This window comes from Cytophagia bacterium CHB2 (assembly GCA_030263535.1).
In the GTDB taxonomy this organism is placed as follows: domain Bacteria; phylum Zhuqueibacterota; class Zhuqueibacteria; order Zhuqueibacterales; family Zhuqueibacteraceae; genus Coneutiohabitans.
Window position 1 is genome coordinate 35,902 of sequence record SZPB01000013.1, and the last position, 26,617, is coordinate 62,518.

General features: G+C 53.1%; 22 protein-coding genes. 14 read left to right on the forward strand and 8 right to left on the reverse strand.

Features of this window, described 5'->3' with window-relative positions:
• The first annotated feature begins 381 nt into the window (after positions 1–381).
• The 9 genes from FBQ85_02815 to FBQ85_02855 all read left to right on the forward strand — a co-directional run bounded on the left by FBQ85_02815 (position 382) and on the right by FBQ85_02855 (position 9,681).
• Complete coding sequence (locus FBQ85_02815) at positions 382–726, forward strand: hypothetical protein (protein ID MDL1874094.1); 345 nt, start codon at positions 382–384, stop codon at positions 724–726.
• 32 nt (positions 727–758) lie between these two features.
• Positions 759–1,805: a uroporphyrinogen decarboxylase gene (locus tag FBQ85_02820; GenBank protein ID MDL1874095.1), complete on the forward strand. Its 1,047-nt coding sequence runs from the start codon at positions 759–761 to the stop codon at positions 1,803–1,805.
• A gap of 167 nt (positions 1,806–1,972) precedes the next feature.
• Positions 1,973–2,614, forward strand: a complete 642-nt coding sequence (locus tag FBQ85_02825) for a cobalamin-binding protein (GenBank protein ID MDL1874096.1) — start codon at positions 1,973–1,975, stop codon at positions 2,612–2,614.
• Positions 2,615–2,751: 137 nt separating this feature from the next.
• Entirely contained in the window at positions 2,752–3,009 is a 258-nt protein-coding gene (locus FBQ85_02830; GenBank protein MDL1874097.1) for a hypothetical protein, read from the forward strand.
• 343 nt (positions 3,010–3,352) lie between these two features.
• A complete protein-coding gene (locus tag FBQ85_02835) occupies positions 3,353–4,885 on the forward strand; it encodes a methylenetetrahydrofolate reductase (GenBank protein MDL1874098.1) in 1,533 nt (510 codons plus the stop codon).
• A 67-nt stretch (positions 4,886–4,952) separates the two neighbouring features.
• A complete protein-coding gene (locus FBQ85_02840) occupies positions 4,953–5,897 on the forward strand; it encodes a dihydropteroate synthase (GenBank protein ID MDL1874099.1) in 945 nt (314 codons plus the stop codon).
• Between the two features lie 122 nt (positions 5,898–6,019).
• Positions 6,020–7,288, forward strand: a complete 1,269-nt coding sequence (locus tag FBQ85_02845; GenBank protein MDL1874100.1) for a hypothetical protein — start codon at positions 6,020–6,022, stop codon at positions 7,286–7,288.
• 3 nt (positions 7,289–7,291) lie between these two features.
• A complete protein-coding gene (gene uxuA / locus FBQ85_02850) occupies positions 7,292–8,485 on the forward strand; it encodes a mannonate dehydratase (GenBank protein MDL1874101.1) in 1,194 nt (397 codons plus the stop codon).
• A gap of 68 nt (positions 8,486–8,553) precedes the next feature.
• Positions 8,554–9,681 carry a M20 family metallopeptidase gene (locus tag FBQ85_02855; GenBank protein MDL1874102.1) on the forward strand — a complete coding sequence of 376 codons (1,128 nt, stop codon included), beginning with the start codon at positions 8,554–8,556 and terminating at the stop codon, positions 9,679–9,681.
• Here FBQ85_02855 and FBQ85_02860 read toward each other — a convergent pair whose 3' ends face one another.
• The 5 genes from FBQ85_02860 to FBQ85_02880 all read right to left on the reverse strand — a co-directional run bounded on the left by FBQ85_02860 (position 9,682) and on the right by FBQ85_02880 (position 18,430).
• Positions 9,682–10,950, reverse strand: a complete 1,269-nt coding sequence (locus FBQ85_02860) for an L-rhamnose isomerase (protein ID MDL1874103.1) — start codon at positions 10,948–10,950, stop codon at positions 9,682–9,684. It abuts the gene before it with no gap.
• A gap of 58 nt (positions 10,951–11,008) precedes the next feature.
• Positions 11,009–12,481 carry a rhamnulokinase gene (locus FBQ85_02865; protein MDL1874104.1) on the reverse strand — a complete coding sequence of 491 codons (1,473 nt, stop codon included), beginning with the start codon at positions 12,479–12,481 and terminating at the stop codon, positions 11,009–11,011.
• A 51-nt stretch (positions 12,482–12,532) separates the two neighbouring features.
• Entirely contained in the window at positions 12,533–14,614 is a 2,082-nt protein-coding gene (locus tag FBQ85_02870) for a bifunctional rhamnulose-1-phosphate aldolase/short-chain dehydrogenase (protein MDL1874105.1), read from the reverse strand.
• A gap of 253 nt (positions 14,615–14,867) precedes the next feature.
• A complete protein-coding gene (locus FBQ85_02875) occupies positions 14,868–15,845 on the reverse strand; it encodes a phytanoyl-CoA dioxygenase family protein (protein ID MDL1874106.1) in 978 nt (325 codons plus the stop codon).
• A 278-nt stretch (positions 15,846–16,123) separates the two neighbouring features.
• Positions 16,124–18,430 carry a hypothetical protein gene (locus FBQ85_02880; protein ID MDL1874107.1) on the reverse strand — a complete coding sequence of 769 codons (2,307 nt, stop codon included), beginning with the start codon at positions 18,428–18,430 and terminating at the stop codon, positions 16,124–16,126.
• Here FBQ85_02880 and FBQ85_02885 point away from each other — a divergent pair.
• From FBQ85_02885 to FBQ85_02905, 5 genes are all read left to right on the forward strand, one after another.
• A complete protein-coding gene (locus tag FBQ85_02885; protein MDL1874108.1) occupies positions 18,419–18,655 on the forward strand; it encodes a hypothetical protein in 237 nt (78 codons plus the stop codon). The two genes, FBQ85_02880 and FBQ85_02885, sit on opposite strands and share 12 nt — an antisense overlap.
• A 16-nt stretch (positions 18,656–18,671) precedes the next feature.
• Positions 18,672–20,210, forward strand: a complete 1,539-nt coding sequence (locus tag FBQ85_02890) for an MFS transporter (protein ID MDL1874109.1) — start codon at positions 18,672–18,674, stop codon at positions 20,208–20,210.
• 168 nt (positions 20,211–20,378) lie between these two features.
• Positions 20,379–21,404, forward strand: coding sequence for a hypothetical protein (locus tag FBQ85_02895; protein MDL1874110.1), 1,026 nt, complete (start codon positions 20,379–20,381; stop codon positions 21,402–21,404).
• 4 nt (positions 21,405–21,408) lie between these two features.
• A complete protein-coding gene (locus FBQ85_02900) occupies positions 21,409–22,179 on the forward strand; it encodes a 3-ketoacyl-ACP reductase (protein MDL1874111.1) in 771 nt (256 codons plus the stop codon).
• Between the two features lie 21 nt (positions 22,180–22,200).
• The gene (locus FBQ85_02905; GenBank protein MDL1874112.1) at positions 22,201–23,634 is read left to right on the forward strand and encodes an NADH:flavin oxidoreductase; all 1,434 of its coding nucleotides are present in this window, start codon (positions 22,201–22,203) and stop codon (positions 23,632–23,634) included.
• A 46-nt stretch (positions 23,635–23,680) separates the two neighbouring features.
• On the opposite strand, the gene FBQ85_02910 is transcribed toward FBQ85_02905, so the two are convergent.
• The 3 genes from FBQ85_02910 to FBQ85_02920 all read right to left on the reverse strand — a co-directional run bounded on the left by FBQ85_02910 (position 23,681) and on the right by FBQ85_02920 (position 26,606).
• Positions 23,681–24,757 carry a dihydrodipicolinate synthase family protein gene (locus tag FBQ85_02910; protein ID MDL1874113.1) on the reverse strand — a complete coding sequence of 359 codons (1,077 nt, stop codon included), beginning with the start codon at positions 24,755–24,757 and terminating at the stop codon, positions 23,681–23,683.
• Between the two features lie 89 nt (positions 24,758–24,846).
• A complete protein-coding gene (locus FBQ85_02915; GenBank protein MDL1874114.1) occupies positions 24,847–25,863 on the reverse strand; it encodes an NAD(P)-dependent oxidoreductase in 1,017 nt (338 codons plus the stop codon).
• A gap of 89 nt (positions 25,864–25,952) precedes the next feature.
• On the reverse strand, positions 25,953–26,606 hold the full coding sequence (locus FBQ85_02920; GenBank protein MDL1874115.1) for a hypothetical protein: 654 nt from the start codon (positions 26,604–26,606) through the stop codon (positions 25,953–25,955).
• Positions 26,607–26,617: the final 11 nt, after the last annotated feature.

Below are 26,617 nucleotides of genomic sequence, written 5' to 3' on the forward strand. Positions count from 1 at the left end.
GCACTGTTGTGATGCCGGATTTACTGGTTACAACAGCGGCCAGCAAATGGCCTGGACTACGTCAAATGGTAATTTATTTTTTGCGCGACCGATTAGATGATTAATGTGCATGACCAGCAGAAGAGATAGAGTCAAGATCATTATGGTCAAAATGAGTAAAAGCTTTTGAATGATTTTGTCCCAAATCATTTTGATGAATGGCTTTCGGCTCTCGCCTATTTCGACTGGTCATTCGCATTATTCAATTCTTAAACCACGCGTGAACGCGCATTGAACGTAGCCAACCCGCTCCCATCAGCGGTTCAAAAGGCTGATGGAGTTGCCTTTTGTTTCTCTTGATAATTCGACAAACGGAATAAGACAAATCTTGGAGCCTCAGTCATGACGAAACTTTGTGATCTCAATCAAGCGGCAAAAGAGAAATTGTTGCCGGAAGTCAACGACAAATCCGGCATTGGCGTGCATTACATCGATGCCTTCATCAAACCCATGAACACGACGCTTGCGGACGGCACCCGCGTGTCCTGCAAACGTAAAGGTCTGAAGATCACCCTGGCTGCCGGCACGATAAAAGGCGAGGGCTTGATGCGAAGGCTGGAGGTCGGCAAAGACCCAGTCGTGATGCTGCAAGCAGCGTTGCAGGAGGCGGCGAAAGCGGCGGGAGTTGAAATGAGCATCACGGACACCGAGATATTTATTTCAGGATTTCTAAAACAATTGCCTTGACCCCCAAACGCATTTCTGAGAGGAAATAAAACATGAAGCCAGCACAATGGGAGATCTTCAAGAAGGCAGCCCGTCTGGAAAAATTGGAGCAGGTGCCCATGGCGCTGATTATTGACAGCCCGTGGATACCCGGTTATTTGGGCTTGCATCACATGGATTATTATCTCGATCCCGAGCTATGGTTCCAGTCCAATTTGAAGATCCATGAGGAATACCCGGATATCATCTTTGTTCCCTCCTGGTGGATGGAATACGGCATGGCGGCGGAGCCTTCGGCTTTGGGAGCGAAGATCAAATTTTGGCAGAACAACACTCCCAGCGAATATCATACACTTTATCACATCGAGGATATCGACAACTTCCCGGAATATGAAGTGGAGTGCGACGCTTTCATGGCAATGACGCTACACCGCATCAAAATGCAGAAACAGCGCATTCTGGAACAAGGCGAGATCCTGCCGATGGTCACCTCGCGCGGTCCGCTGTGCACCGCCGGATTTGTGCGCAGTACCACAGAGTTCATGATTGACATTGTGGAAAAACCCGAATGGGCGCACAAACTGATCGATCGCTGCACCAATCTCATCATCGACTGGTTGAAGGCGCAGGTGAAAATCATGGGCGATTCGGTGGAAGGCATTTTCATTCTGGACGACATTGTAGGCTTCATCAATGAAGAACATTACATGGAATTTGCTCATCCTTATTTGAAGAGAATCTGTGATGCCTTTCCCAAAGATTGGGTCAAGCTCTATCACAATGATGCCGAAATCGCCGCGTGTTTGGATCATTTGCCGGACTGCGGCTTCAATGTTTTGAATTGGGGCAAGCAAACCGACATTGCTGAAGTGAAAGCACGCGTCGGCGACCGCATGTGCCTCATGGGCAACGTCAATCCTTTGGAAATTGGAGTACGCGGCACTCCGGAGGAGGTGCGCGCAGCTACATTGGAAGTTTTGGAAAAAAGCGGTGGCGAAGGAATCATTCTCTCCGTCGGTGGAGGCGTGAGCCCGGGCATGCCGCGCGCCAACATTTTGGCCATGCAAGAGGCTTTAGCAGAGTTCAATTCCAACCGATAGAAGCAGCCCGGATTTGCCGTGTAACGGCGATGAGGAGGTGGAAATGATGATGTCAGAAGAGAATGGCGCCCGCCGCCGGGCAGGCGGGAAACGCCAAGAAAAAGCGGAGAAAACGCAAAGAAATTCTGGCCTGGTTTGACACATTCATCTTGCGGAGAAAGCGACATATGCCTGATTATGCCTTGATGAACCAATGCCTTTACGAAGGCAAAGCTAAAGAAGTCGAGCAAATGACCAAGGACGCGCTCGCCGAAGGACGCAGCGTTCAAGAAATTTTGAACGAAGGATTAATTGCCGGTATGAGCGTGGTCGGCGAAGACTTCAAACATAACATTCTTTATGTTCCCGAAGTGCTGATTGCCGCACGCGCCATGAAGGCCGGCATGGCGGTGCTCAAACCGCTACTGTCGGCGCATGATTCGAATGTTCAGCCGCCCGGCGTGATCGTGATGGGAACCGTGCGCGGCGATCTGCACGACATCGGAAAGAATCTGGTGTGCATGATGGCCGAGGGCGCCGGATTCAAAGTTCACGACATTGGTGTGGATCAGAGTGTCGAGAAATTTTTTGCCGCGGCCGAGCAACACAAGCCGGATATCATCGGCATGAGCGCGCTGCTCACCACCACCATGACATACATGAAGACTGTCATTGATGGATTTGAGGAAAAAGGACTAGGCCATATCAAAATGGCGGTCGGCGGCGCGCCCATCAGTCAGATGTTCGCCGACGAAATCGGCGCCGACGGATATGGCGCGGACGCTTCCAGCGCCGTCGATCTATTCCTGAAATTGGTTGGGAAGGGATAGCGCATTCGACAAAAACTCATGGCAGAGAATCATTATCCGGCAGAATGATTTTTGTGAAGAATGCAAAATTGGAAAATTTACTCTGCCGTTGAATCATCCTGCCAATTTCAAACTGATTTTTGTATTGAGGCCCGATCATGGCGTTTTACCAGATACTCTTTTGGCAAGATATCCCCTCGCAGGTAAAAGCCTGGGATGATTTTGATGAGGTCAAAATCGAAATGCCGCCCCGCTTCACGGGTCGCATCGACCAGGAAGCCCAAGCCCAGGGCCTCGTCGAGACTGATGATTATCTCCAACAATGGCGTTGGAGCGAGATCATGGAGCGTGAGGGCGCGCCGGAGGAAGTCGCCAGTGCCATAAGAAAGGAATTGGAGGCCTCTGCCGGAGACTGATAGGGCACTCGACCAGAAGAAATTCTTATGCAAGAACACAGACGAAATCTCATCCTGCCCGGCGGGATCTTGTGAAGTACTTGGCAATCTGCCCGCAACTTCACAAAATCCTTGCTGGATGACATTCAAAGATGGATAAGACTTTCAAGGTAATCATGTACTAAAACGGATGATTTTTCCTTTGTAGTTTTACCGGGTTGGTGTGACTGACGGTGATTGCTTGATCTGCTTCTGTGTTAGGAAGCAATACTTTGGTGTTTATGTGCAAAAGACTCTTCGCGAAAAACTCTTTCAGACCAAAGATTTTCTCCTGGGCGTCGAACTGTTGTCCATTCGCGGCTCGATGACGGAGAAAAGCGCGGTGAAAGCGCGTGATTTTGCCAACGATTTGGTGGCGTGCCCGGCCGTCGATTGGATTTCGATTACGGACAATGCCGGCGGCAATCCCAAGCTGGCGCCGCACGCGCTGGGCAAACCCATTTTGTATGCGGGCAAAGAAGTTGTCATTCACATGACGTGCAAGGATCTCAACCGCAACGGGCTTGAAAGTGAAGCCTGGGTTTTGAGCAGTGAGGGTTTTCATAATATTTTGGCCATGACCGGCGACTATCCGGTTGCCGGCGGTGGGGGCATGGCAAAGCCGGTTTTCGACCTCGATTCCATTAGCTTGATCGCCATGCTGAACAAGATGAATCACGGCTTCGAATATCGCAAGAACGGCGCTCAGAACAACACCGAGCGTCTTGGCGAAACCCAATTCTTGATTGGCGCGGTAACGAGCAATTTCAAAATGCGCGAAGGCGAAGTTGTGCCGCAATACCTCAAACTGCAAAAAAAAATCGAATGCGGCGCGCAATTCATCATCAATCAAGTCGGCTTCGATTCCCGCAAGATTCATGAATTGCGGATTTACATGGATCAGCACGCGATGAAGCATGTTCCCTTGATCGGGAATGTCTACGTATTGAATCCCAGAGTCGCCCAAATCTTTCATGATCGGAAAATCCCCGGCATTGTGGTGACGCCGCCGCTGCTGGCGCTTTGTTTGAAGCAGCGACAATCCGCTGACGAGGGCCGGGCATTCTTTTACGAATTTGCGGCCAAACAGATTGCTATCTATCGCGGCTTAGGATATCGCGGCGCCTATCTGGGCGGCATTTATGATTTTGCCGCGATTGAAAGAATTTTGGAAATCGAACGTTCGTTTTCTCGTGATGATTGGAAGCAATTTGCGCGTGAAATCAGATACTCGCGGCCGGGAGAGTTTTTCTACTACTTGGAAAATTCTGAAACCGGATTGGCAGATTCTTCAGTTCGGAGTCCGGCTTCTGAGAAGAAAAAGTCCAAGCATGTTGGCCTGGTGTATCATTTATCCAAAATGACACATGAGCTTATGTTTGCGTCGGATGGCGCTTTTGCAAAATTGGGCAGGAGGTTGTGCCAACATGCACACGATCCCAGCCAGGGACCTGGCTGGATGCGCCTTACGGAGCGCTGGAGCAAAATGGTTCTGTTCGATTGCCGGGATTGCGGCGACTGTTCTTTGCCGGAAATCGCGTACTTGTGCCCCGAGTCGCAATGTGCCAAGAATCAGCGCAATGGTCCGTGCGGCGGAACGAAAGACGGGCTTTGTGAGGTCGATGGCTTTGGCGATTGTATTTGGCTGCGCGCGTATGAGCGCCTTAAACATGATGCCAAGGAGCTGGAGTTGTTGCGCCACGTTCCTGTGTTGCAGGATCAGGCGCTGCGGGGGACTTCTTCCTGGGCGAACAATTGGCTGGGACGCGATCACGCGGCCAAAACGGTCGATCAGATCTGCACATCTGAAGTGAAGAAACGGAACGCTGAAGAGCATGAACTGCAACTCACGCCATAACTCAACCCCGCAGGAGTTAAGCAGCCGCTCACGCAACTGAAATGCAGCATCTCAAAAGGAAAGCAAAATGGCTGAAACAAAGCTGCGCCTCATCGGCGATTTGATCAACAATGCCTATGCCCGGGCGCGCAATGCATTCGCGGAACGAAATGTGGCGGGCTATCAACAGCTCGCGCGATTGCAGGCAAACCTGGGCGCGGATTATTTGGATTTGAATATCGATGCCACGCGCCAGGTTCAGGTAAAGTTGGCCGACATGCTGAGTTTTCTGCCGGAAGTTATTCCTGCGATTCAAGAGGCGACGCCCCTGCCGCTTTGCATCGACAACCCCTCGGTGGAGTATCACAAAGTCGCGCTGAAATATTATGATCGCAGCAAAGGTGCGCCCATCCTGAATTCTCTTGCTGCCTCGCGTGAACGTTTGGAAGAAATGATCGAGTTGGTCGCGGAATACGATACCCTCGTCATTGTCATGGCTTCTGAAAAATTTGGCGACGATGGTACGGAGCAATGTCTGCACCCCAACGATGTTCACGCTGCTGCTAAACATTTCGTTGAGTTGTTGGCGACCAAAGCGAACCGCAGCAACGACAAGATCATCATCGATCCGGGACTCGCGCCGGTTGGCGCCGATACCTACGGCCTGGTGAACATCGGCTTGGATGCCATGCGCCTTATCCGGCAAGATCCCGATTTGCGTGGTGTACATCTCACCGTGGGCTTGTCGAATTTTGCCTGGGGCACGCCCAAGTACATTCGCGAAAATTTGGAACGAGCCTATTTGACTCTGGCGGTTGGGGCCGGATTGGATTTCGCAATTGCCAATCCGGAAAAATCACCGGTACCATTGCCCGCAGACCACCCGATTGTGCAGCAGCTTCGCCACGCCCTGGAGCAAGGCAGGCCGGGAGAGGGGGAGAGCCAGGAAACCGCGGGATTTCGCCAGGCCGAGGCCGTGATGGAGTTGTGCAAAAATGCTGCGCCCGCGGATGATTGCCCCGGAGAATCTTGATTGACGGAACAATTGAGAGGCAGAATGATAATATTTGAAAAAGGCTTCTCATGGCTGCAGCCAGTTAGCGCCAAATTCAAAGAGATAGTCATCCTGCCGAAAGCCTCTACTGCCGCAAGAAAATGATCATTCCAGAAGCTTCCAACAAACGCTGTATCTGGCTGCGTGTCGGTACGCTGATCGATGGTGTCAGCACGAAGCCTTTGAAAGATGTTCATTTGGTTTATGATGCACAGTCGATACGATACCTGGGCGATTTGCCGCCTGCCGATTTGTTGAATCCCGGCCAAGTTCGACCGGATGCGGTGTTGCACGAATATGTTCTTTTGCCCGGCTTGATCGAAGCGCATGCGCATTTGTTTCTGGAAGGCTCGGAGTTGGATCTGGCAAAACGCAGCGCTCACCTCAAACAAACTTCCCAAGAATTATTGAGGGCGGCACGCGCGCGCTTAGAGAAGCTTGTTCGGCTCGGCATCATCGCGGTTCGCGATGCGGGCGACAGACACGGTGTCGGGTTGGCGCTCGGCAAGCTTTATGCGCACGAAGACAAACCGGTGATGCCCTATGTCGACAGTCCGGGCGCGGCGATACACCGCCAGGGTCGATACGGCAGCTTTATGGCGGAGCCTCTTGAAAATTACCCTTCTCTCAAAGCATGCGTGCATTCCAGGATTCATGCGGGCGCTCATCGGATTAAGTTAATCGCTACCGACATCATAGATTTCAAAGAAGGTCGAGTTAATAAAGAGCCGCAAATGACCACCGACGAAGTAACAGAGCTGGTGCGCGCGGCACAAGAACTCGGCAAACAGACTTTTGCGCATGCCTCCGGCGATGACGGCATCGAGTGTGTCATTTCCGGTGGAGTCGATTCGGTCGAACATGGATTCTTTATTCGTACAGACCAATTGGCGAGAATGCGCGATCGGCGAATCGCTTGGGTGCCGACCATTGCGCCGGTGCAAAAGCTGACCGAATATGCCGCGCGCCTGGGTTGGGATGAAAGAGTCGTTTCAAATCTGCACAGGATTCTCGAACAACATACGGCGAGCCTGCAAAAGGCGCATGAAATGGGTGTGCCGATCATTGCCGGCAGCGATGCCGGCTCCTACGGTGTCGCTCACGGTTTTGGTCTTTTGGAAGAATTGGAATTGCTGGAACATGCGGGACTTTCGGCAATATCTGTGATCAATGCTGCAACCGGAACCAGTGCGCAGCGGCTGGGCTACAAAGAAAGGTTTGGCCAAATCAAACCGGGATTTCGCAGCCGCTTTATTCTCACAATGCATTCGCCGCTGAACGGCATTTCAAATTTGCGAAGACCCAAATATGTCGTGTTCGATGGCGTGGTATACGATTCCACCATGAACTTCGACACTTCAGGATTGTGACTCATGGCGCTTGAACAAACGTGGCGGTGGTTTGGCCCGGCCGATCCCATCTCTCTCAAGGAGATCAAACAAACCGGCGCCACCGGCATTGTCACGGCATTGCATCAGATTCCCGTTGGCGAAGTCTGGCCAGTCGAAGAAATTCTAAAGCGGAAAGCGATCATTGCCTCGGAAGGACTGACCTGGTCCGCGGCTGAGAGTGTTCCGGTTCATGAAGATATAAAAAAGAGAAAAGACAACTATCGGCGCGGTCTGGAGAATTATGCTCTGTCGATACGAAATCTGGGAAAATGCGGCATTGACATTGTGTGCTATAACTTCATGCCGATTCTCGACTGGTCGCGCACCGATCTTCAAGTGGAATTCAAAGACGGCTCGATCACCACGAAATTTGAAACAAAGGCGTTTGCCGCGTTTGATCTCTTCATCCTGCAGCGGCCGCAGGCAGAACACAGTTATAGCACTGTTCAAATTCGGCAAGCACGGCAATATTTCTCCGGCTTGAGTGAGAGTCAAAAAGAGAAACTCAAACAAACCGTGCTGCTGGGGCTTCCCGGTTCGCTGGAAACCTACACATTGGAAGAACTGCGAACGGCTGTGCGTGGCTACGAAGAAATCGGAGAGGGTGAGTTGCGCGAAAACTTGATCGCGTTCATCAAAGAAATCGCGCCGGTTGCCGAGGAGGCGGGCGTGCTGCTGGCCATCCACCCCGATGATCCGCCCTGGCCGCTGTTAGGTTTGCCCCGAGTGGTGCGCAACAATGCAGATATCGAACAGGTTTTGCAGGCCTGTGATTCACACGCGAATGGATTGACGTTTTGCACCGGCTCGCTGGGCGCAGGCTTTGACAATAATCTTGTTGAGATGGCAGAAAATTTTGCAAATAGGATCAATTTCATTCATCTCCGAAATGTCTCGTGCAATCCAGAAGGCGACTTTATTGAAGACAATCATCTGGAGGGCAACGTGGATATGTTCGGCGTGATGCGGGCGCTCTTGCTCGAGCAAAAACGCCGTATCGAGGCGGGAAGAAAAGACCACCGTATGCCCATGCGGCCGGATCATGGCCATCTCATGCTGCCCGATCAACCTCGGAAAAATATCTATCCGGGGTATTCCTTGTTTGGCAGAATGCGAGGACTGGCAGAATTACGGGGATTGGAGCTGGGGATTCAGCGCTCGCTTCAACTATCATGAGTAAGTTTTGTGTAATTGATTAAACTCGCGAGGTTTTTGAATTTTTGATAGGCTTGGGAGTATGTCACATGCATCGCGCCGTTGCGCTTGCCAGAGAATTGATTGCCATCCCTTCCGTGAACCCCATGGGGAAAAATGTTTCAGGAGAAATCTATTCTGAAAAACAAATCGCTGCGTTTATTCACACCTTTTTGCATGCTCTGGCAGTTGATGTTCGTATTGAGTCCGTTGATCCGAATCACCCGAATGTGATTGCCATAATCGATGCCGGCAAAGCAGAGACCGTGCTGTTGGAGGCGCATATGGACACGGTTTCGCACGAAAACATGAGCATTTCCCCGTTTGATCCCAAAATAGAAAATGGATTGCTGTTTGGCCGCGGTTCGTGTGACACGAAATCGGCGCTGGCGGTTTATTTGTATGCCGTCGAACAGATGCTGAAGCAGGGATATTCCTGGAAACGCAATTTGCTACTCGCCGCCGTCCATGACGAGGAATATTTGTTCGGCGGCGCGCGACAATTGGCGCAGATGAATCTCAATGCGACGTTTGCCCTTGCGGGTGAGCCAACCTCGTTGAACATCATTCACGCGCACAAGGGCGTTTGCCGATTTCTATTATCGACGCCCGGTAAAAGCGCGCATGCGGCGTTGCCGTGGCTGGGTGAAAACGCAATTTACAAAATGGGAGAAGTGATCAAGCGGTTGGAAGCGTATGCGCAACGCTTGGTTGAAAAAAATCATGCCGAGCTGGGTCCCGCCACTATGAATATTGGAAGAATTTGGGGAGGCGAAACCGTCAATACCGTGCCGTCATCCTGCACGATTGAGATTGACCATCGCCTGCTGCCGGGCGATAATTATGATTCTATCCGGACAGCCATTGAACAAGAATTGCAGGAAATTGCTGAATATCGCCTCGATCCGCCGTATCTCGAAGCCCCGGGTGTTTACAACGACAAGAACAGTCTGGCCTGCTGCGAGCTTTTGTCTGCCTGCCAAGCAGCCGGGTGGACGCCTGCGCTTAAAACGGCACACTACGCGACAGATGCCTCGATTCTAAATGCGGCAGGAATTCCCACGATTGTTTTTGGGCCGGGGGACATTGAAAAGGCTCATACGGCAGCAGAGTGCATTGCGGTGCGTGACATCGAAAAAGCGGCAGAAATCATGCTGGCGCTGCTGCGCGCCGCTTGATCACATGCGTTTGCTCGTCACCTTCGCTTCATACGATTTCATTTCTGATAGCCAGGCCATACCCACCGGCACATTCATGCGCTCACAATATTGATCCCAAACAGCGCCGAAAGGCAGAGTTTTGATTTCTTCGAGCAAAGCAAGCCGGCTGCTGTAATCTCCGGCATGTTCATATTCCGCCAGTTTATCTGCCGGTTCCACGAGCGCGAGCAACAAGGCTTTGATAACGGCGCGAGTACCGATAACCCATGCGCCCACGCGGTGAATGCTGGCGTCAAAAAAATCAAGCGCGATATGAATGCGATCGATCATGCCGCTATGCACGATTTCTGCGGTCACGGCGCGCACCTCGTCATTGAGCGTGACGACATGATCGCTATCCCAGCGCACACCGCGGCTGAGGTGCAGCAAGAGCTCCGGGGAGAATTGCAGAATCGCGGACAGTTTGTCGGCAACGGATTCGGTGGGATGAAAATGCCCCATGTCCAGGCAAATGATTTTTCCCCGAGTGAGGGCATAGCCGAGATAGAATTCATGCGAGCCGACCACATAGGCCTCACTGCCAATGCCGAAAAGTTTGCTTTCAACTGCGTCTTTCATTGCGCTGGACGGGTATGACACATTGAAGATTTCATCCAAAGCTTCACGCAAACGAAACCGCGGCCGCCAGCGGTCTGCAGGAATATCTTTGTAGCCGTCGGGTATCCAGAGATTGTGAAGGCAAGCGCCGCCCAATTCGCGGCCCATAACCGCGCTGATTTCGCGGCAGCGCTGCACATGCGCCATCCAAAATTCGCGAATCGCCTTGTCGCGATGGCTCAAGGTGAATCCCGACTCGGCTTTGGGATGTGAAAAACACGTGGCGTTGAAATCAAGTTTGAGATTTTGCTGTTTGGCCCATTCCATCCAACCCTTGAAATGCTCCGGCCGGATTTGATCGCGCTCAACTTTTTTCCCGCCGAATTCACCGTACATCGCATGCAGGTTGAAGCGATGCCGCCCCGGTATCAAAGCGAACGCTTTCTCCGCATCCATGCGCAACTCAGCTACCGTGCGTGCCTTGCCGGGATAGTTGCCCGTGGCTAAAATTCCGCCGCCGGAGAGTGCCGCCTCCGGCTTCTCAAACCCGCCGACATCATCGCCCTGCCAGCATTGCAGCGAAATCGAAATGTTTTGCAGGGTTTGCATCGCGGCTTCCGTATCGACGCCGAGAGCGGCATATTTTTCCTGCGCCAGTTTATAAGCCGACTGATTTGCAGAGGTGTTCATGCTCCAGTTCCTGTTCATAAAGCGTGGTTCTGCGTTAACGCTGAATGCTTCACATTTCTCATTGCACCAGTTTGTGAAATCGCACAAACGCCTCGTTCCAGGCTTCTTGCTCCTGTGGCTCGAAATGTACGGGCGGAAAGGAAGTTGCCACGACGCCGCGAATCTCCGCCAGAGATTGCACTTGCCCGGAGGCCAGAGCCTGCACCATGATATTGCCAATGGCAGTAGCCTCGGTTGGTCCGGCGAACACCGGCAAACCGGTGGCGTTGGCAGTCCATTGGCACAGCAAAGTGTTGTTTGCGCCTCCACCGACAATGTGCAGCCGGCTTATCTTTTGTGGGTGAACTTGTTTCAGTTGCTCCAAAACCAGGCGGTATTTGAGCGCAAGACTTTCATAAACACATCGAATGATCTGAGCGTGAGATTGCGGAACTGCTTGCCCGGTGCGCAGGCAGTAGGCCTGTACTGCTGCAGGCATATCCGGCGGATTGAGAAACTCCGGGCTGTCGGGATCAATCCACGCCTTGCCCGGCGCAGCGCTGGCTGCCAATTGCATGAGTTCCTCGTAAGTGTATTGACGTTGCGCTAGCCACGCCCGGCGGCATTGTTGTACCAGCCACAGCCCCATGATGTTCTTGAGCAAACGAAACGTACCAGAAACTCCGCCTTCGTTCGTAAAGTTGAGTTGTTGTGTTTGCGCCGTGATTACGGGTGCATGAACTTCTACACCCATGAGAGACCAAGTTCCTGAGCTGAGGTATGCCCAATCCTGACCCTGCGCCGGAACTGCTGCCACGGCAGAACCAGTATCGTGACTGGCGCAGGCAACCACAGGCACTTGCTGCATGCCGGTTTCGCGGACAATAACAGGAAGCAGGACGCCAAGCCTGGTGGCAGGCGCAACAACTTCCGGCATGAGGGCCCGCGAAACGCCGATGGCCTTGAGCAATTCTTTCTCCCAATCGTGCTTCAAGGGATTATACAATTGCGAGGTGGTGGCAAGTGTGAACTCGGATTTTTTTTCACCGGTAAGAAGATAGCTCAAGAGATCGGGGATGAAAAGCAAATGCTGGGCGATTTGCAGCAGCGAGGAACGGTTGCGGGCCATGGCCAGCAATTGAAAGATGGTGTTGAACGGGAGCATCTGAATCCCGGTGAGTTGATACAGCCGCTCCTGCGGCACCATCTTGAACATTTCCTCCATCATACCGGCGGTGCGATGGTCGCGATACGCAAAAGGCAATCCCAAAATGTCGCCCTCGCGGCCGACCAAGCCGAAATCCACGGCCCAGGTGTCAATCGCGATGCTGGCGGGTTTGTCCGTGTGTTGGGCAGCGCACGCTTGCAATGCATTTTTGATCTCTTCAAATAGCCGGTATATGTTCCAGTGTAAATGGCCATTCACCTCCAGCGTGCCGTTGGCAAAGCGGCTGATCTGTTGAATGGTCAATTGCCCATCCGCGAGCGCGCCCAGTATTGCTCGGCCGCTTTCCGCGCCAATATCAAAAGCGAGATATTGTGAAGTTGACATGGCGTTCCCGATCAATTATGGTGTCGCGCCACTATCGGTCTTTATTCTTGATCAACGCGTGAATGCACCCGCGTGGCCGGCATCGACGTTAAGGAGATTGCCCGTGGATTTTGCCGAAAGCTCCGAGGCAAAAAAGTAAATCGCCTCGGCAATGTCTTCCGGAAAGACATTGCGCTTGAGCATGCTGCGTTTGCGATAGAATTCTTCCAGCTCATCGGTGGAGAGATTATAAGCTTGTGCGCGTTCCTGCCGCCATTGACCGGACCAAATCTTTGAGCCGCGCAAAACCGCATCGGGATTCACCACGTTGGCGCGGATGCCATAATCAGCGCCTTCGAGCGCGATGCAGCGCGCCAAATGCAGTTCTGCCGCTTTCGCCGTGTTGTAGGCCGCTGCTTTCGGAGAGGCTGCCAGCGCATTTTTACTGCCCACAAACACGATTGATCCGCCCAATCCCTGCGTCTTCATGATTTGATAAGCTGCGCGCGACACGAGAAAGTAGCCGGTAGCCAACACGCTGACATTTTTGTGCCACAGAGCCAGAGTCGTCTCTTCGAAAGCAGCGGCGGAAGCCAGGCCGGCGTTTGACACTAAAACATCCAATCCACCGTATTCTTGTATCGCACGGCGGAATGCAAGTTCAACCGAGGCCTCATCGGTGACGTCGCTGACGGCCGCTCGCACCACATCCCGGCCAAATTCTTTCTGCAATTCCTTTTCAGCAACTTCAAGAGCATGCGCGTCGATATCCATTAAAACCACACAAGCACTTTCCTGCAAGAAGCGGCGCGCCGTGGCTTTGCCAATACCGCCTGCTCCTCCGGTGACCAGCGCGACCCGGCCCGCCAGACTTTTGGGTTTGGGAAGGCGTTTCAGTTTGGCTTCTTCGAGTAGCCAGTATTCGATGTTGAATGCTTCCTGTTCTGGAATACTGAGATAATCACTGACGCCCGTAGCGCCCCGCATCACGTTGATGGCGTTGACGTAATACTCGCCGGCGATGCGGGCCGTTGCTTTATCTGAGGCAAACGTGAGCATGCCCACGCCGGGCAGAAGAATCACCACCGGAAAAGGGTCGCGCATGGCCGGTGAATCTTCGCGGCGGCAGCGTTCATAATAGGCTTGATAACCCGCGCAGTATTCTTGCAGCATTGCATCGAGTTTGCTGATGACGCTTAGGGGGGAATCTGCCGCCGGATTCAAATCTACAAACAATGGCCTGATCTTGGTGCGCAGAAAATGATCCGGGCATGAAGTGCCGAGCGCAGCCAGCTCGCGGGCGCGCGTCGAGTTCACAAACTCCAGCACTTCGGGCGCGTCATTGAAATGGCCGATCTTGTGTTTTGCTGCGCTCAACTTGCCGCGCAGGGCCGGCATCAAAGCGATAGCAAAATCTTTACGCGCGGCATCAGATAACGACTGGTGTTTTTGCCCGCCAAATACTTCGCGTTTGCTGTGCTGCTCAAGATAGGTCGTGGCTGTTTGGATGACGCGCAGAGTTTGTTCATAACATTCCTTCGCGGTTTTGCCCCAGGTGAACAGGCCGTGACCGCCCAGCAGAATGCCTTTGAGTTTGGGATTGGCCTGACACATGGCTTCGAGTTTCAATCCCAAATCAAAGCCCGGCCGTTGCCAGGGAAGCCACCCCAGTTCGCCGTGAAAGATTTCGCGCGTCAGGCGTTCGCCGTCCTTGGCAGCAGCAATCGCGATGATCGCATCCGGATGGGTGTGATCAACATGAGGTTGCGGGATGAAAGCATGCAACGGCGTATCGATGCTCGCTGCGCGCGGATTGAGATTGAACGCACAATGCGGCAGATATCCGACCATTTCATCTTCGTAGGCCAGGCCGCGGTAAAGTGATTTGAGCGTATGCAATTTGTCCATGTAAAGCGTTGCGAAACCGTCCAGCTTCATGCTGCCTAAATCACCGCCCGATCCTTTTACCCACAAGACGTCAACTTTTTTTTGTGAAAGCGGATCTGTCATATGAATCTTGGCGGAGGTGTTGCCGCCGCCATAATTCGTGATGCGCAAATCGGAGCCGAGGAGATTGGACCGATAAAGCAGCAACTGTTCTTCGGTGAAACCGGCGCAGGAAGAATCATTCCAGCGATTTTCAAGGGTAGTCATAGGAAATGAAGACTCGATGGTTAAAATCGGGTGAGTGGACTTGTGTTGAAGCGCCGAAGCGGCTTCAGCTTTTCCGCATGAGGAGCGGGCATTTATATTTTGCGATTTAGGAATCAGAATTAAATAACTTTCGTATATCTCAAACCGCGAATAAACGCTAATAAACGCGAATTAGAAATAGATTAGCGTACATTCGCGTTAATTAGCGGTTGCAGGATATGGCTAGGTTATTTAAATGGCGTTCTTTATTTGATCAACCCCTTTTTACCGTGGGCTTGACCTGCGCCGGATGCACGCATGGCACGAGTTGCAAGGCGTATTGATGCCAGTAAAATCTTAAAGAATCTTGTTTCCAATTTTTGTAGATGTTCTCCCAGCCGTGGTGTTGCATGTGCGGCCGGAAAGAATCCCAAACCACCTGCGGCGCGCTAAAGGGCTGATAGCGGAAATCGCACGAAAGGCGCAGTAAATCCGCCGTGGTATTGTCATAAGCTTTATGGACAGTGAGCGAATGAAACATGATCACATCGCCCAGAAAAAAATCGCCTTTGTGCCATTCGTATTTGCTCTCGTCAACATCGGCGCACAAGCCGCCCGTGCCTTCCGCCTCTTTGGTGGGAAAGATGCCCGCGTGGTGTGAGCCCCGCGCAATGCCCAATCCTCCCAGCGCAACCGGACAATCGCTCAACGGAAACCAAACGGTGTAAACCTCCGGGCTTCCTTGAATGAAAACATAATCCTGGTGTGAAGGCGTTGTCATTTTGCTCGAGCCGGGCAGGGTGATGCGCGCGATGTTGCGGGCATGCGGAAACACCGGCCCGCCCAGCGCGGTTTCCAGCGTTTTTAGAATTTGAGGATCGTGCGCCAGGGCGTGAAAATTTTCGAGGTATTGCATCTCGCGATAGACCGGCGTGAACTCGAAATAACCGGAGTAAGCATCGGCTCGACCTTTGCCCTCCTCGAGCCTGGTCCCCGGCAACAGCCAACCATGTTTTTGGCAAATTTCCAGGATTTCCATGCGCAAGCCCTGCAGACGCGCGCGATCCAACAAACCGCGCAGGAAAATATAACCATCTTCCGCCAGGCGCTGGCGCAACGCGCCGGGTTGATTGAGCAGATCTTGGGATTCGACCAACGGTTTTTCGATCATCAATTCTTCTCCTTGATTTCGAATGCCACCGCTTTCTCGGCCAGCACGCGGCCGGTTTGTTCGTGCGTTTGAATCTATCATGCTTGCAAAAAACAATTTTTTTGATCACGAAGGCGCCAAGAAAAAAACTCAGGGTATTCGTGACTCAGTGGCAAAAAAATGGTTCCGGCTTGTTCGGGTTAGGGTAAGCGATTTCGTCGCCGTTTTCCACAATTTTTTTTGCTTCTGTGAACGCGGGCCAGAATTACAGTGGACATACCCGATGCAAAACGATTATTGCAATGGCGTCTGGCACGCGGGCCGGACGCCATTGCACTGCTGATATGTTTTTTGATGTCGGCAGCGAGGTTTGAGAAACCTCAAACCTTCCACATGATGTTCATATCGATGCGCGGCTCGACGTGGCGATATTTTTCCACCAACTCGATTTTGCGCTGCAAAAGCTCGCCTAGATTTTCACCATAAATAAAACTCGTCTCGCCGGTTTTGGAAACCACCATGAAATTCACCGTACTGGTGTTCCACAAATCCAGCAAGTCCTTGGTGTTTTGCAGATCGCGCGTCATCATGTCATCAAGATACGCGCGCCAGCGTTTCTTTTGGGCTTGATTGTCAGTCCCGAGATAGCCGTGTACGCCCGCCACCCAGGCCGACAGGCTGCGCAGCACGCCGATCCAGCAACGCAGGCCGCGCAAGCGTTCATATTGATCCACAAACACGCGCCGCGCTTGCTCGGTAAGCTGTTGATTGTGGGCTTGCGCCTTGGCGAGTTGCAGCACGCTTTCGAGCCGCGGGGTTACGTGCTCGTCAACCCGCTGCACAAATTTCTCGCCATACTCTTGCGTGACCAGATCAAAGAGCACATCTTTTCCCAGATCAACCAAGTTGGTGTTGTTAGCCGTGCTCACCATGAAATCTTCGTAATAGCGCCGTTCCGCATCGGGAATCGCCAGCAAATCGGGAACGATGGGCCGCACCCAGATTCGCAACCAGACGAAGCCGAAATTGGAAAACAAATACAGAATCGGCAAATGTTGAATCGTCTCATCGGTTTGCTGCCAAAGCGCAATGAGTTGCGCTGCAGCTTGCTCACCCACCCACTGCACGGCTTTGTGTTGCAACACTTCTTCCAGGCGCGCATTGGGATCGAGCATGAATGCGCGAAAAACTTCCTGGTTGATGTGATAAGGCGCCAGCCGCGAAGGCGTGAAACCGCCGAGATTGGCGGCATATTCCACCCCGGTTTTTTTCATTTCGTGCAGCTTTTGCCAGATCATCCCAGGATAGGGCAGGCCGAGAAGCGGCTCAAAATTGTAGCCATTGCCGTGCGAATAGATGAGATGGGAGGCAATACCGCGTTTTTGATGTTCCTGGATGAGTTGTTTTTCTTGCGGATCCATGTTGAGATGATGCACACTGCCGGCGATGCCTATCACATCGGGGTACTTGTCGTGATGATAAGGCAAATCATAACCACGCACCAGCAATGACGGCACTTCGAGATCGAGATGGTCGCCCAGATTTGACAGGATCACGTCATGTTCAACTTTAAAAGGCTCGAGACGCAATGATACGCGGAAATCCGGATTCAGCTCGGCCGCCGCATCGCGCAAAACTTTCATGTAACGCACGACGTTTTTGCCGGCAACCTCGGCGATCTGTTCATGCGTGCGCCATTCGCGAATCAAATACGGGCCGCCGTTTCTGCCCACATACAGCGAGCTGGTGTATTCGAAACCCGAACCGCTGTCGTTGCTCCAGATGCTGAGATAAGCGAGATCCGGAACCGCGCGCAAAAGTTTCTGCATCATCTCGCGATAATGCGCCTGCACCAAGGGATGCGCAATCGTCATGGTAAATCGCGGCCGGCGGCTGCGAAAAGGGTGGTCGACGCGCGCGCCGCGCAGCGTGGGATATTTATAAAAAAACTTTTCCGGAACCGAACGCGGCTCGAAACACAAGAGGCCGGGTTCCAAGCCGTATTTCCTTCCCAATACGGCGTAACGCTTCAACAAATTCAAATTCGCGGTGAGATGCTCGACGGGATAAATGCCTTTGTTTAGCTCACTGTGCACGAACTGATCCAGCGCCGGGCAATACGAATAAAATTGCGAATAGTATTCGCCCTCGACCGGATCTTCGAACGGCACCGGCATGGCCAGGCCATTTACTTCAACGTGTGTGTAGCCGGCGCGCGCCAACTCGCGAATGTGTTCTTCTGCATTGAAATTGCGCGCCGTGCGCCAGGTTTGCGTCAGCAAATAATCGAACAATGGGCGATGCCATTTCAATGCGGCGGTATAGTATTTCCCTTTTTCGAACTCTGCGGCGGGAGAGTTGGCCCAATCCTCCAGCAATTGCAGGGTATAAGCGAAGAGCAGCGCGGGGTGAGAAACGATCAATTCGCCCGCGCCCTCCGGCGTTACTCGCACGTAGGCCCAGTGTTTGTTTGAGGGCGCTGCGGCCTTGATCTTGGCGATGTCGAATGAGGCATTCTGCGCGACCGCGAGGCGAAAGGCGGCTGCGGCCGGCGGGCCTGCGTCATGTACAACGTCGAGTTGCGGAAAGGATTTTTGGAATTCCGCTGCGCATGTTTCTTCAACGGGAAGGGCCTTTGCGGGAAGGTGCAATCGTTTGGTTTTGAGCAGAGCATTGTGAAAGTTCATAGCAGGCGTCCTGAGGTTGGTGGCAAAACCGGCATCATGAAATTAATTGATTTAATTTCACATTATCCTTTCAAAAATCCATGCCTTTTCGGCAAAAAAAATTCGCCTTTCCTCTGCTTGCAAATTTGGGTAAAACTGTTAACGTTAGCAATTTTAGAGCGGCGTTGGAAAACAAGACGGCGTACCGCCTTTGCCGTTTTCATTTTGCTCGATAGCTGTGGTTGAATATAGAAACGTTAGTATGCGGCTACGTGATTTTTCTCCTTTTCATTTTGACATATCTGAAGTAGAAGCCGGCTCAACAACCCACTTGCGCAGCATGCGCCTGTCATTTAGGGAAGGCATGCTCACGGGGATCATGGGTGTGTTTACCGGCGGCGTGGTGCTTACCGGTTTTGCGCTGAGTCTGGGCGCGAATGAATTTATGATCGGCCTGCTGGCCGCCATTCAAGTCGGCGTAAACTTGCTGCAAATCCGCGCCTTTCGCCGGCTCGAAAAGCACGGACAGCGCAAAGCCATGGCCGTGCATTTTGCCACGCTGGCAAGACTGATGTGGATTGCCATCGCCGCGGTGACGTTTATCCCGATTCCGGCGCTGCAGCCGTACAAAATCTGGCTTTTTTTCATTCTGTTTGCGATCAGCGCGGGGTTTGGCATTTTCAGTTTGGTGCCCTGGGTTTCTTGGCTCGTCGATCTCGCGCCGGAAAAAGTGCGCGGGCGTTTTTACGCGCAACGCAACTTTGCCGGAGGGGCGTTGGGCGTGATTCTCGGCGTGCTTGCGGGAAAATTCATTGATTGGTGGAACGCGCAGCAATTTGCCCCCGCGCCTTACGGTTTTGTCGTGCTCACCTCGTGCGGCATGATTTTCGGATTATGGGCGGTCAGAGTCATCAAGCAAATGCACGAGCCGCCTTTTACGCCGCCGCCTGCGCGGCTCACGTTTTGGGAATCGCTCAAAATCCCGTTTCACGATCCGAATTTCCGCCGCTTGTTCTATTTTCGCATTACCTATGATCTTTCCATGGGCATTGCCGGCGCGTTTTATGGCGTATATATGCTCACCCAGGCGGGGTTGAGTTATTTTTTTGTGTCAGCCATGGCCATGCTGTCAACACTCACCAATCTGCTTGCCCTCAAACCCTGGGGTATCATTATTGACAGATTCGGCAACAAGCCGGTTTTACAAATTTGCATGATTGGCAAAGCGCTTTTTGCCCTGCTCTGGATTTTCACGACGCCGGACACAATCTGGCTTTTTATTCTCGTGCATCTTCTGGGCGTGTTCGACGCCGGCAATACCCTGGCCATTCCGAATCTCGTTTACAAGCTCGCGCCCGCCAATCGCCGCGCGAATTACATAGCTGTGGACGGCACAGTCGTGGGCATTGCCGCGACCATTGCGCCGCTCATCGGCGGCGGCTTGGCGTTGCTGTTTTCCGGTTGGCAGCTCACGCTCGGTGGGTTTCATTGGGCGCATTTTCATTTTCTCTTTGTTACGGCCGCGCTGCTGCGCCTGGGCACGTTTGTGACGCTGCACTACGTGCATGAGCCGGTGTCGAAATCCATGAAGCATGTGATTCGCGTGTTCTGGCCCACGCGCAGCATCAATATTTTTGAAGGTTTTCAGCAGGCGCTGCATGCGTTGCTCGCGCCTTCGCGTTCCATGATCGAGAAACTGGTCGAGAGGCACAATGGCAAATCTTCGCGCAGAAGAAACGATGCCATAAAGGCAAAAAAAGAATACCTCGGCTACCAAGAAAAGCGCGAAGAGAATTTGTAACCAAATCGACGAAATTTCCAACCTCGCTAATAAACCTGCTGGCCACTGTCCAAAGCTTGGAGGAATCCCTTGCCGCACGCCGCCTTAGTTGACAAATGCCAAAATGTTTTCCGTTTCGCAGAAAAGCAATTGCGCCACCTGATCACCGCGTATCCCGATTTTTTCCCCATGTACACCGTGAACGGCAAGTGGAAGCACGGCGGTGAAGTATGGACGAACTGGTGCGAAGGCTTTCTGGGCGGGCAAATGTGGCTGCTGTATGCGCACAATCAGGAGGCTTGGTGGCGCCAGCAGGCGGAACATTATTCACGCCTGCTCGAACACCGCAAGAATGATCGCAATGTGCACGATCTCGGTTTTCTGTTTTTCTCCACCTGGAAACGCTGGTATGATTTGACCGGTGATACGAAGATCAACCAAACCGTGATCGACGCCGGCCGCACACTGGCCTTGCGTTTTCAAGAGAAAGGCCAGTATCTGCGTTCATTCGTGTCTCAAGAAAGCTTGTTTATCGATATTATGATGAACGTGGGCATTATCTTCTATGCGGCGCAACAAACAAATGATGAGAAACTCTGGCGCATTGCCAATCAGCACTGCCTGACCACGCGCAAATACCTGGTGCGCGGCGATGGCAGCACCTCGCACGAAGGCATTTTCGATCTCGCCTCCGGCGAGTTCCTGCGCCAAACCACGCATCAAGGCTGGCGGCATGATTCCTCCTGGGCGCGCGGCCTGGCGTGGGCGCTGTACGGCTTCGGCACGGTGTATTCTTTCACCAAAGATGCGCGCTATTTGCAAACCGCGGAAGCGTGCGCCAATTTTTATATCGAACGCACGCCCGCGCACGGCGTCCCGCCCAATGATTGGGACGAGCCTGATCCTCAAACACCCTATGAAAGTTCCGCGGCGGCCATTGCCGCCAGCGGCATGTGGAACCTCGCGCAACTCACCGGCGATCCGGCGCGCGGCCGCCTGTATCGCAATTATAGTCTGCGCATTTTGGATACGCTCACCACACCGGAATTTCTTGCCACCGAAACCCCGGGCTGGGAGGGCATTCTCAAGCACGGCATTTATCACTGGCGCAAAAATCTCGGGGTGAATGAGAGTGTGATGTGGGGCGAGTATTTTTTTCTGGAAGCAGTAGCGAAGGTTCTGCAAGCAGCCCGTGAAAAAGACGCAATCCTCTGAACTCATGAATCGCGTAGCCATCATCACCGGCAGCAGCCGCGGTATTGGACGCGTTGTTGCTTTGAAGCTGGCCGAACAGGGCTGGCGGGCCGTCGTCAATTATCGCAATGGCGCGGAGGCGGCCGCTGAAGTGGTCGCGGCCATTGCAGCAGCAGGCGGAACCGGACTGGCGGTCAAGGCGAATATCGCCGTTGCTGCAGAGCGTGAAGCGTTGCTGCATGAAACGCTGCGCCATTTTGGAAGAATCGATTTGCTCGTGAACAATGCCGGCATGGCGCCCCGGCAGCGTGTTGATTTGCTGGAAACCACTGAAGCAAGCTACGATGAGTTGATGACGGTCAATCTCAAAGGCCCGTTCTTTCTCACGCAACTTGTGGCGAGAAAGATGATCGAACTCAAACGCGCGGGCGCGATTGTGGATCCCAAAATCATCAACATCGGCTCGATGAGCGCCTACACCAGCAGTGTGAATCGTGCGGAATATTGTTTGTCCAAAGCCGGTCTTGCGATGATGACGAAGTTGTTCGCGCATCGCCTCGCCGCGGAGGGCGTCAATGTCTATGAAATCCGGCCGGGCATCATTGCCACCGACATGACCAGTACGGTCAAGGAAAAATACGATCGCTTGCTGGAAGACGGGCTTACGCCTATTTCCCGCTGGGGTCAGCCGGCAGACGTGGCGCAAGCCGTCGCCGCGATTGCAGAAGGATACTTGCCTTTTTCCACCGGGGAAGTCATCAACGTCGATGGCGGGTTTCATCTACGTCGTTTGTGAATCCAAAAACAAATCCCTGCCATGAAATACCGCCGTATCGCATCACTCAAAACCCTCGTAGAGTTTCAGCGCTATCTCGCCGAATTGGGAATCGAGTTGCCCTGTGACGCTGAATTGCAGAGCGGGGCAAATTCACCTTTGGCGCAACCGTGTGTGTTGGATAATGGTTTCAAGATCGGCAATCGCTTTTGCATTTTGCCGATGGAAGGGTGGGATGGCACAAGCGACGGACGTCCCAGCGAGGAGACGAGGCGGCGCTGGCAGCATTTTGGGGTCAGCGGGGCAAAATTGATTTGGGGCGGTGAAGCTGTTGCCGTGCGCCACGAGGGCCGCGCGAATCCCAATCAGCTTTTGATCAACGAAAAGAATTTGCGCGAGCTGGCAAAGTTGCGTGAGACTTTGGTGATGGTGCATGAGCGTGAATACGGCACGAGCAGCGACTTGTTGGTGGGATTGCAATTGACGCATTCCGGCCGCTATTGCAAGCCCAATCGCAAAGATTGCATGGAGCCGCAGATCCTTTATCATCATCCTGTTCTCGATCGCAAGCTGGGGTTGCAGCCCTCTTATCCGCTCATGGATGATGATGATATTTCCCGCCTCGCGGAGGATTTTGTCGCGGCAGCAAAACTTTCACAGCGCGCCGGTTTTGCTTTCGTCGATCTCAAGCATTGCCATGGCTATCTTGGCCACGAGTTCCTGAGCGCCGTGGATCGCGCCGGGCGTTATGGCGGCAGCTTTGAAAACCGCACACGGTTTTTGCGGGAGATCGTTGCCGGCATACACACGGAAGCGCCGGCGCTGCAAATTGCAGTGCGTGTGAGTGCGTTCGATTTCGTGCCTTACCGTTCCGGCGCGCAGGGCGTGGGCGAGCCTGAAATCGCAAACGGCGCGGAGTATCATTACGCATTCGGCGCTGATGCCACCGGCTTGCAAATCGACCTCGCCGAGCCGCGCGCCTTTCTCGATTTGCTTGCTGCGCTCAGGATTCAACTCGTATGCATTACCGCTGGAAGCCCCTATTACAATCCGCATATTCAACGCCCCGCATTGTTTCCGCCTTCCGATGGCTATCTGCCGCCGGAAGATCCGCTCGCCGGCGTGGCACGGCAAATTGCAGTGACGGCCAAACTCAAACAATATCGCCCGGATTTGATTTTTGTGGGCTCAGGATACACCTATTTGCAGGAATGGCTGCCGCAGGTGGCGCAAAATGTGATTCGCACCGGCCAGGCGGATTTTGTGGGTTTGGGAAGAATGGTGTTGTCGTATCCCGAAATGCCGGCGGACATTTTACGCGGCAAGCCCTTGCAGCGCAAGCGCATTTGCCGCACGTTCAGCGATTGTACCACCGCCCCGCGCAATGGATTGATTTCGGGTTGTTATCCGTTGGATGAGTATTACAAGAGCAAGTCGGAAGCGGAAGAATTGATGAGATTGAAGGGCAAAGCATAACGATTACGCTTATCTTTTCCTCCCAGAAGACCTATCCCCGCTGTTATTACCGCAGCCATTCCTCCAAATTCTCCATCACAAACACATCATCATTCAAATGCGGATAGGCTGCATGTACGCGATCGATCTCCGCGAGCTGGCCGGGAGACAAATCTTCATTGGGATTCAGCGTCCAGCGGCCTTCCAGCAAACCCTGCCGCCGCAGCACTTCATGAATGCCGGCAATGCAACCGGCAAAGTTGTTTTGGGGATCAAAAAATGCGGCGTTGCAATCTGTGATTTGGATTGCCCGGGTTAGCAGTTCGGAAGGAATAGCCTGTTGCTTTTTCACCAGGGTATGAATTTCTTCCAGCAACTCCACTGCCTTTTTTGTCCACACCGCCCAGTGCCCCAGCAGCCCTCCCACAACGCGCAAAGCAACGCAGCTTTGTTCTAGCCCGAAGCGAAACGCGCTCAATAAATCCAACACAATATTGTCATCGTTGCCCGTGTAAAGCGCAATCTCCCGGCCCCGGCCTGAGGCTGCAACCGCCCGCAAAACATCAATTGTGTAGTAGCGATTGAACGGCGCCATTTTGATTGCTACAAGATTTTCGATTTCGGCGGCTTCCCTCCAGAAATCAAAACTGAGCACGCGCCCGCCCACCGCCGGCTGCAGGTAGAATCCCATAATCGGAATGATTTCCGCAATGGCGCGCAAATGAGAAAGTAACTCAGTCGTGCCGGCTTCACGCAAAGCACCCAGACTGACCAGGCCAATATGATAACCAAGATTAACGGCAGTTTTTGCTTCACGCACCGCTTGCGCCGTTGGTCCGGCAATGCCCGCAACTCGAATAAGGATTTTGCCGGTCGCCGCAACGATGCCATCGAGTGTTTCCGCTGCGAGACTGAGTACCGGTTCATACAACCCAAATTTGGGTTCGCGAATTTCGAACTGCGTCGTGTGCACGCCAACGGCAACGCCGCCTGCGCCGGCAGCGCAATAGTAGCGGGTCAACGCACACTGGCGTTTTTCATCGAATTTGCGCTGTGCATTCAACGCCAACGGATGCGCGGGGATTACAACTCCGCGGCGCAGCAGCGCGAGAATTTCAGGTGGTGGTAATGGAAAAGTTGCCATATTCCGTGTCTAAAGATTGCCTTGGGTGAGCGTGGTGAACTGAGATGGAGTATTGGAGTTTAATCTGCAATCCATCAATCCACTACTCGTCAGAACTTTCCTGTGCGCGTTTCGAAGTGGGTGGGCTTGGCGAGTGTTGGGCCGGAGATTTTCATCCAATGCGCGACCCATTGAATCATTTGTTCCAATGCGACTGCCGGATAGCCCAGCAATTCAAAGCAGCGACCGGCATCACTTAACAAAGCCGTTTCAGATTCTTCACCCGCAAACACCGGTGATTTGCCGAACAATGCGCCAAAACGTTCGGCCAGGCGGCGAATGGAAACGGTTTCCGGGCCGGTGAGGTTGAGCACCAACGGCGGTGTTTGCGTCAAGCCAAAACAGCGCAGGGCCATGGCATTGGCATCGCCCTGCCAGATGACATTGGCATGCCCCATGCTCAGATCGATGGTCTGGCCATGAAAGACTTTTTGCGCAACATCGAGCAGCACGCCATAGCGCAAATCAATGGCATAATTCAAACGCAGAATGACGCCCGGTGTTTGTTGCGCGCGGCAAAAGTATTCGAAGATGCGCTCGCGCGCCAATGCCGATTGCGCATATTCGCCAATCGGCCCGGTAGCGTCCGACTCTTTGCTGCCGCCGAATTTGACCGGTGTGAGTGGATAAACATTGCCGGTCGAAAACAAAACGATCCGTGAATTTTTGAATTTTTGTGTAACGATTGCGGGAATGTAAGCGTTGACGGCCCAGGTTTCAGCTTCGCGCCCGGTGCTGCCGAATTTCATGCCGATCATGTACATGACATTTTCGACGTCGGGTAATTGTTGAATGTCATGCGGATTGAGCAAGTCGCAGGCAATCGTCTCAATGCCTGACTTGTGCAGCTCTTCTCGGGCCGCTGCATTCGAGAAGCGCGCCACGCCGATGACTCGCTTCTTCGCGCCGGCTTGTGTGATGGCTCTTTTTGCAAGCCGCGCGAGAGTCGGGCCCATTTTTCCGCTTACGCCGAGTATGAGAATGTCGCCGGGTGTTTGCACAAGAGTTTCGATTAAAGCCGGCGACGGCGTGGTCATCACGTCTTCGAGCTGGTCAACATTTTTAATGAAGTCGATAACAGGCATTCAAAACTCCGGAATGACAGATGGTGTATAGGTATATAAATCACGTTGACATTGCAGCAATGCAGCGAGGCTTATTCTCGCTCCAGCACACCGGTGCATGCCGTTGCCCGCCAGGATTGGTCAAGAAAAGGTGTCGTCACCGGGTGCAGTTTTTTTAGCAAGAGTTCCGTCTCCGCCAGCGTGCCCACGCCGCTAACGGTATCGAGCGCGCGCAGGTTTTGCCAGCCCAGGCAGTTGCCGAATTGCAGAGTTTCTTCCAGAGATTTCGCATGCAGCAACGCCGTCAAAAATCCCGCGACGGCGCAATCGCCCGAGCCTGCAGCGGATTGAATATTTTCGTCTGCAAATGCGGCGCTCCACAATTCACGATTGGCCCAATTTTGATGCGCAGGCGCAGATAGTATCGAAATGCGGCGGAGGCGTTCAGCATCGGCAGTTTTTGCATAAATACCGCGCGCCCCGGCTTTCAACATCACGGCACCGCAGCCGAGCGCCAGCAAACCCCCGGCAATTTCGCGGTACAATGCGATCGGCGCCGAATCGACAATGCCGTTGCCGTGCCGGCGAAATTCACCCCACTGTTCACGATCCCACAACAACAGCATCTCTTCAATGCTCGGCATGAAGAAATCAACGTGCGGCATGACGTTGCGCAACCAGCCTTGCCAGTTCATGCGCCCGGCTTCGCTGTTGGGATCGGGCAGGGCCATGTCGAGCGAAGTCACGACTCCGAGTT

Bases quoted from the DNA above. Each gene is read 5' to 3' on its own strand.
- FBQ85_02815 (MDL1874094.1), top strand. From the start codon at position 382: ATGACGAAACTTTGTGATCTCAATCAAGCGGCAAAAGAGAAATTGTTG.
- FBQ85_02820 (MDL1874095.1), top strand. From the start codon at position 759: ATGAAGCCAGCACAATGGGAGATCTTCAAGAAGGCAGCCCGTCTGGAA.
- FBQ85_02825 (MDL1874096.1), top strand. From the start codon at position 1,973: ATGCCTGATTATGCCTTGATGAACCAATGCCTTTACGAAGGCAAAGCT.
- FBQ85_02830 (MDL1874097.1), top strand. From the start codon at position 2,752: ATGGCGTTTTACCAGATACTCTTTTGGCAAGATATCCCCTCGCAGGTA.
- FBQ85_02835 (MDL1874098.1), top strand. From the start codon at position 3,353: ATGACGGAGAAAAGCGCGGTGAAAGCGCGTGATTTTGCCAACGATTTG.
- FBQ85_02840 (MDL1874099.1), top strand. From the start codon at position 4,953: ATGGCTGAAACAAAGCTGCGCCTCATCGGCGATTTGATCAACAATGCC.
- FBQ85_02845 (MDL1874100.1), top strand. From the start codon at position 6,020: ATGATCATTCCAGAAGCTTCCAACAAACGCTGTATCTGGCTGCGTGTC.
- uxuA (MDL1874101.1), top strand. From the start codon at position 7,292: ATGGCGCTTGAACAAACGTGGCGGTGGTTTGGCCCGGCCGATCCCATC.
- FBQ85_02855 (MDL1874102.1), top strand. From the start codon at position 8,554: ATGCATCGCGCCGTTGCGCTTGCCAGAGAATTGATTGCCATCCCTTCC.
- FBQ85_02860 (MDL1874103.1), bottom strand. From the start codon at position 10,950: ATGAACACCTCTGCAAATCAGTCGGCTTATAAACTGGCGCAGGAAAAA.
- FBQ85_02865 (MDL1874104.1), bottom strand. From the start codon at position 12,481: ATGTCAACTTCACAATATCTCGCTTTTGATATTGGCGCGGAAAGCGGC.
- FBQ85_02870 (MDL1874105.1), bottom strand. From the start codon at position 14,614: ATGACTACCCTTGAAAATCGCTGGAATGATTCTTCCTGCGCCGGTTTC.
- FBQ85_02875 (MDL1874106.1), bottom strand. From the start codon at position 15,845: ATGATAGATTCAAACGCACGAACAAACCGGCCGCGTGCTGGCCGAGAA.
- FBQ85_02880 (MDL1874107.1), bottom strand. From the start codon at position 18,430: ATGAACTTTCACAATGCTCTGCTCAAAACCAAACGATTGCACCTTCCC.
- FBQ85_02890 (MDL1874109.1), top strand. From the start codon at position 18,672: ATGCGGCTACGTGATTTTTCTCCTTTTCATTTTGACATATCTGAAGTA.
- FBQ85_02895 (MDL1874110.1), top strand. From the start codon at position 20,379: ATGTACACCGTGAACGGCAAGTGGAAGCACGGCGGTGAAGTATGGACG.
- FBQ85_02900 (MDL1874111.1), top strand. From the start codon at position 21,409: ATGAATCGCGTAGCCATCATCACCGGCAGCAGCCGCGGTATTGGACGC.
- FBQ85_02905 (MDL1874112.1), top strand. From the start codon at position 22,201: ATGAAATACCGCCGTATCGCATCACTCAAAACCCTCGTAGAGTTTCAG.
- FBQ85_02910 (MDL1874113.1), bottom strand. From the start codon at position 24,757: ATGGCAACTTTTCCATTACCACCACCTGAAATTCTCGCGCTGCTGCGC.